The sequence below is a fragment of the Brevundimonas sp. genome, from assembly GCF_016463295.1.
GTDB lineage: Bacteria > Pseudomonadota > Alphaproteobacteria > Caulobacterales > Caulobacteraceae > Brevundimonas.
Genome location: NZ_JAEMRO010000111.1, coordinates 1 through 5,709, shown reverse-complemented (window position 1 = coordinate 5,709; position 5,709 = coordinate 1). Strand labels below are relative to the sequence as shown.

The 5,709-nt window shown below is 67.8% G+C and carries 6 protein-coding genes; 5 read left to right on the top strand and 1 reads right to left on the bottom strand.

The genetic code is table 11. The annotated features are described in order from the left end of the window. The 5 genes from JHC81_RS13500 to lexA form a co-directional block, all read left to right on the top strand. On the top strand, positions 1-453 hold a 453-nt coding region (locus JHC81_RS13500; protein ID WP_292175529.1), incomplete at its 5' end, for an aminodeoxychorismate/anthranilate synthase component II. Between the two features lie 2 nt (positions 454-455). Further along, positions 456-1,490 carry an anthranilate phosphoribosyltransferase gene (gene trpD, locus JHC81_RS13495; protein WP_292175527.1) on the top strand — a complete coding sequence of 345 codons (1,035 nt, stop codon included), beginning with the start codon at positions 456-458 and terminating at the stop codon, positions 1,488-1,490. Continuing rightward, positions 1,487-2,278 carry an indole-3-glycerol phosphate synthase TrpC gene (trpC, locus tag JHC81_RS13490; protein WP_292175525.1) on the top strand — a complete coding sequence of 264 codons (792 nt, stop codon included), beginning with the start codon at positions 1,487-1,489 and terminating at the stop codon, positions 2,276-2,278. Before trpD ends, trpC begins: the two co-directional genes overlap by 4 nt. Before the next feature lie 38 nt (positions 2,279-2,316). Further along, positions 2,317-2,778: a hypothetical protein gene (locus tag JHC81_RS13485; RefSeq protein ID WP_292175523.1), complete on the top strand. Its 462-nt coding sequence runs from the start codon at positions 2,317-2,319 to the stop codon at positions 2,776-2,778. Positions 2,779-2,844: 66 nt separating this feature from the next. Next, positions 2,845-3,534 carry a transcriptional repressor LexA gene (gene lexA / locus JHC81_RS13480; protein WP_292175521.1) on the top strand — a complete coding sequence of 230 codons (690 nt, stop codon included), beginning with the start codon at positions 2,845-2,847 and terminating at the stop codon, positions 3,532-3,534. On the opposite strand, the gene JHC81_RS13475 is transcribed toward lexA, so the two are convergent. Then, the coding region (locus JHC81_RS13475) for a ComEC/Rec2 family competence protein (protein WP_366466275.1) at positions 3,531-5,709 on the bottom strand (2,179 nt) is incomplete at its 5' end. The genes lexA and JHC81_RS13475 overlap by 4 nt on opposite strands.

Genomic DNA, 5,709 nt, shown 5'->3' with positions numbered 1-5,709 from the left:
GTTCTGCTGTCGCCGGGCCCCTGCACCCCCAACGAGGCTGGCGTCTGTCTGGCCCTTCTGGACACCGCGCCGCTGGACATGCCGATCTTTGGCGTCTGCCTGGGCCACCAGGCGATGGGTCAGGCGTTCGGCGGCGACGTCATCCGCGCCAAGGCCCTGATGCACGGCAAGACCTCGCCCATTCTGCATGAGGGCAAGAGCGTCTTCGCCGGCCTGCCCTCGCCCTTCACGGCGACGCGCTACCACTCGCTGGCGGTCAAACGCGAGACCTTGCCCGATGTGCTGGAGGTCACCGCCTGGACCGCAGACGGCGAAATCATGGGCCTGGCCCACAGGACGCGCCCGATCCACGGCGTGCAGTTCCACCCCGAATCTATCGCCACAGAACATGGCCATGACCTGCTGGCCAACTTCCTGGACCTCGCCAACGTCAAGCGCCGGGCGACGGTCTGAGCATGGCCGACGATGTGAAGGCCCTGCTGGCGCGGCTGGTCGAGGGCCGCGTGCTGTCCGGCGAAGAGGCCCATGCCTTCTTTGCGGCCTGCCTGCGCGGCGAGCCGACTCCGGCCCAGGTCGCCGCCGCCGTGACCGCCCTGCGTATCCGGGGCGAGACGGTGGATGAGATCGCCGCCTTCGCCACCGCCATGCGCGACGCAGCCCTGACGCTGGAGCATCCCTACGACGTCATCGACACCTGCGGCACGGGTGGCGACGGCCAACACACCTTCAACATCTCGACCGCCGCCGCCCTGGTGCTGGCGGGTGCAGGCCTGAAGGTCGCCAAGCACGGCAATCGGGCGCTCAGCTCCAAATCCGGCTCGTCCGATGTGCTGTCGGTGCTGGGCGTCAACCTGGCCGCGACACCCGCCCAGCAACTGCGGGCGCTCGACGCCGCCGGGATCGCCTTCCTGTTCGCCCCGACCTACCACGGGGCCATGCGACATGTCGGGCCAGTGCGGGCCGAGATCGGTTTCCGCACCGTCTTCAACCTGCTGGGACCGCTGTCCAATCCGGCGGGCGCCAAACGCCAGGTCATGGGCGTCTATGACCCTCGCCTGCTGGAGCCGCTGGCCGAAGTTCTTGGCCGACTGGGGGCCACCCGCGCCTGGACCGTCCACGGCCAAGGCCTGGACGAACTGACCACCACCGGCCCGACCGAGGTGGCGGAATGGAAGGACGGCACGGTCCGCCGTTTCACCGTCACGCCGCAGGACGCAGGCCTGCCGCTGGCGTCCATCGACGACATTCGCGGCGGCGATGCAGAGGCCAATGCCGCCGCCCTGACCGCCCTGCTGGCCGGAGAGCGGGGGGCCTACCGCGACATCGTCCTCCTCAACGCGGCCGCCGCTCTGGTGGTGGGCGAGCGCGCCGACGACCTGGCTCAGGGCGTGGAACAGGCCGCCCGCGTCATCGACGACGGCCATGCGGCACAGGCCCTCGCGGCCCTGGTCGCGGCCACCAATACCCCGATCGAGGACGACCCGGCATGACGGACATTCTCAGCCAGATCGCCGCCTACAAGCGCGAAGAGGTTTCCAACCGCAAGGCCCGCACGTCCCAGTCCGCCATCGAAGCCCTTGCTGCGGCCGCCTCAGCCCCGCGTGGCTTTCGCGCTGCGCTGGAGCAGCATGCCGAGGACACCGGCCGGCCCGCCCTGATTGCCGAGATCAAGAAGGCCAGCCCGTCCAAGGGGCTGATTCGCGCCGACTTCGACCCGCCGACGCTCGCCCGTGCCTATGAGCGCGGCGGTGCCAGCTGCCTGTCGGTCCTGACCGACGGCCCCAGCTTTCAAGGCGACGACGCCTTCCTGGGCCAAGCGCGCGACGCCACCGCCCTGCCCTGCCTGCGCAAGGACTTTCTGGTCGATCCGTGGCAGGTGGCCGAGAGCCGGGCGCTGGGGGCCGACTGCATCCTGATCATCCTGGCCATGATCGATGACGCCCTGGCCGCCGAGCTTCTGGCCGAGGCCGAGCGGTTCGGCATGGACGCCCTGATCGAAACTCATGACGAGGCCGAAATGGCCCGCGCCTGCATGCTGGGTGGCGATCTGGTCGGCATCAACAACCGGTCACTGCGTACCTTCGAAGTCGATCTGGAGACAACTGCCCGCCTGGCCATGCTCAGCCCTGTCAGGGCCCTGCTGGTCGCGGAAAGCGGCATCTTCACGCCTGATGACATGGCCACGATCTCAGAGGCGCATGCGCAGGCTGCGCTGGTGGGCGAAAGCCTGATGCGTCAGGCCGATGTTGAGGCGGCGACGCGGGCCTTACTGGCGTGACCCTTACACCTGTCGCCGAGCGGAGCAGGTTCCTCGTAGTGTTGGCGTTGCTGTTCTTCGGAGGGGCAAGTGCCCACATATGGTTCGTGGCGCTCACATTCGACGGAGGCGTCGCAGGTTATCTCGAGAACGCCGACACCACCCGATCGCCATTGCTTCTTCTGCTTGCCGCGACCGTCGGGCCAGTGATGCTAGCCGCGTCACTTTACCGGATGGCCCAGCGGAGGAAGCCGCCGGTTTATCTGGAGCAAACCGTACTCTATTCCGAGGCATGGAAAAATCCTCTGGATATGAGGATGGTTGAACGGATCCGGGTCGATCAAGCGGGTTGCGTAGGGCCACGCCTTTCTTACACGGTCTTTCATCTGAGCGACGGGTCAGAGCGGCGCTTGCCCATTGTCTTCTTCAAAGAGTCAGCCTCGAGCATCGCTGCCGACCTCGGCGAGCGGTTCGGTTTGCCCGTTGAAGACCCGACGATCTCCCAACTGCCGTTAAGTTGACATTAGGCAAGAACACTTACAGAACATCGGCAACGGTTCACGCCTTGTTCTGGACGATTCGACGCCATGCTCACGCGCAAACAGCACGAACTTCTGATGTTCATCCATGAGCGGATTCAGGAGACGGGCGTCTCGCCCTCCTTCGACGAAATGAAGGAGGCGCTGGACCTGGCGTCGAAGTCGGGCATCCATCGCCTGATCACGGCGCTGGAGGAACGCGGCTTCATCCGCCGCCTGGCGCACCGGGCGCGGGCGCTGGAAGTGACCAAACTGCCGGATCAGGCAGCGACCGGCGGTCGTGCCGCCCGCGCGCCCTTCCGCCCCGGCGTGATCGAGGGCGGACGCACCTCTGCCGCCGAACCCGCCAACGACACCCGCGAACTGTCCCTGATGGGCAAGATCGCCGCCGGTACGCCCATCGCCGCCATTGAGCACGAAACCGCCCGCTATCCGGTGCCGGAATCCATGCTGGGAGCCGGAGAGCACTACATTCTGGAGATCGAGGGCGATTCCATGATCGAGGCCGGAATCCTGAACGGCGACATGGTCATCATCAAAAAGTCCGACAGCGCCAACTCCGGCGAGATCGTCGTCGCCCTGGTAGAGGGCGAGGAAGCCACGCTGAAACGCCTTCGCAAGAAGGGCGGATCCATCGCGCTGGAACCGGCAAACCGCAACTATGAAACCCGCATATTCGGCCCCGATCAGGTCGAGGTGCAGGGCAAGCTGGTCGGCCTACTGCGCCAGTACCACTAGCCCGCGTCTGCGGCATCCGCGTCCCCGAACCGGCTCCATGGCCGGTCGCCCCGGACGTCTGATGTCCAAACTCCGCGCCAGCCACTGGCTGTGGCTGGGTCCCGCCACAGCTCGACGGCCCCACCCCGCGCATAGTCTGTGCCGTCCAGAAAAAGTCGGTTAGCGCACGCCGCTGGCAGGGCTGATACGGACGCCCGCACTGACACAACCTCTGCTGTCACACACAGCCCCGACAACTGCTCGACTGTCGGAGCCTTCTTGCCCCACCAGACGGCGACCGGCCCGGCTTCGGGTGTGTCCGGCGCACAGGAAAACCGCGTGCAGGTCCAGCCTTCGGCCTGCCGCTCGACCGGTTCTACGCCGCGCCGGCGGCTCCAGACATCCACCGCGAACTGGCGAACACCGGGGCGAGTGACAACGGCCTGATCCTCTCGCACAAAGGCCGCCTGTGTGCCGCCGTCTCCGATCCACAGGTCTGGCGTCGGCTCTCTCGGCCAGACCATGACGGCCATGGCCAGAGGCAGGCCCAACCAGCGCAGCGGTCCGCGCCACAGACAGCAGAACAGCACACCGAGGAAGGCGATGGGCAGGACGTAGTCCGGAGCACTCGCCACAGTCCGAACCGCACCGGGCAGACCGGCCGTCCACGCTCCAATCGCGAGCATAATCCCGATCCCCTGCCCGGCCAGCCAAAGGAAAGGAGCACCCAGTCCCACTGGCTCCAGCAAGGCTCCCAGAGCCAAGGCGGGCATGATCAGAAAATCCGACAGGGGTGCCGTCGCCAGATTGGCCACCAGCCCGTACATGGCCGTGCGGTTGAAATGCTGCATGGCAAACGGGCCGGTCGCCGCGCCTGCGACCAGGCTGGCCATAACCGCCGCCGCCAGCCAGACGCCCGTCTGCTGAACGACCCGGATGGGCCAGGGGACGGAAATCTCGCGCGGCCGCCGAGGCCAGGCTTCGACCAGGGCCACCAGGGCCGCCGTGGCCGCGAACGACATCTGGAACCCTGGCGTGACGATGGCCTCAGGCTGCAGCAGCAGGACGACGAAGGCCGCCACCGCCAGGGCGTGCATGGTGATCGCCTGGCGGTCGAGCAGGATGGCGATGAAGGCAATCGAGGCCGTGATCGCCGCCCGCTCCGCCGGTGGCGGATGGCCCGACACGACCAGATAGGTCCCGACCGCGATCAGACCGCCCCATGCCGCGACCTTCTTGCCGGAGACCCTCAGCGCCAGCCACGGCCAGCAGGCCACCAGAAACCGCACCAGAAAGAAGGCGAACCCGCCCACGACGGCCATATGCAGGCCCGAGATCGACAGGATGTGCGCCAGCCCCGAATCCCGCATGATCTCGACTTCTTCGGGATCCAGCCAGGCTTCCTGTCCTGTGGTCATGGCCGCGGCCACGCCCCCGGTGCGCGGACCCAGCCGCTCAACGATCCGCCGCGCCAGATCGAACCGCATGGCGTTCACCGCCATCGCGGCGCGCAGGCTCCAAGGCGGCGGGGCCAGATCGATCGCCCTCGGCTCGCCCAGGCCGAACGCCACGCCGCCCAGGCTCTGAAAATAGGCATTGCGGCCGAAGTCGTAGGCCCCCGGACTGGCCGGGGCCGGCGGAGGATTGATGATGGCGAACAGGCGGATCGCCGTGCCCGGCTCGGGGATCGGCCCCCGCACCGTCGCGCGCAGCCGCTCGGGCGTCTCCCCAGGTGTCAACCCGCGCACCCGCACCGGGGCGATGACGACGCGGGGCCCGGCCGATCCCGGACTGTCGACATCCATGACCCAGCCCTCGACCACCGTCGGCTCGGCCATGGCGGGGGCGATGGGGGCCGCCACCGCGTCGGTCCGCAGCTTGGATACCGCCAGACCCAGGGCGAAGCAGGCCGCCAGCATCAGCGGCAGGGTCCACAGCCGCGCCACGCCTTTCCAGCGTGCGACCAGCCAAAGGGCCACGGCTACCGCCGCGATCAGGAGAAGCGGCCACAGCAGGGGCTCGACCTTCAGGCCGAAATAAACCGCGCACCCGCCGCCGAATGCCACCGGGGCCCACATGCGCCAGCGCAGGGTCTGGGCCGCGACCTGGGCCGACAGGAAGGCAAGAATCCGTGACGCAGCCGTGGGCTTTGCCGCAGCGGGCGCTATAACGCCCCCCATGACCCCTGCGCCCGCC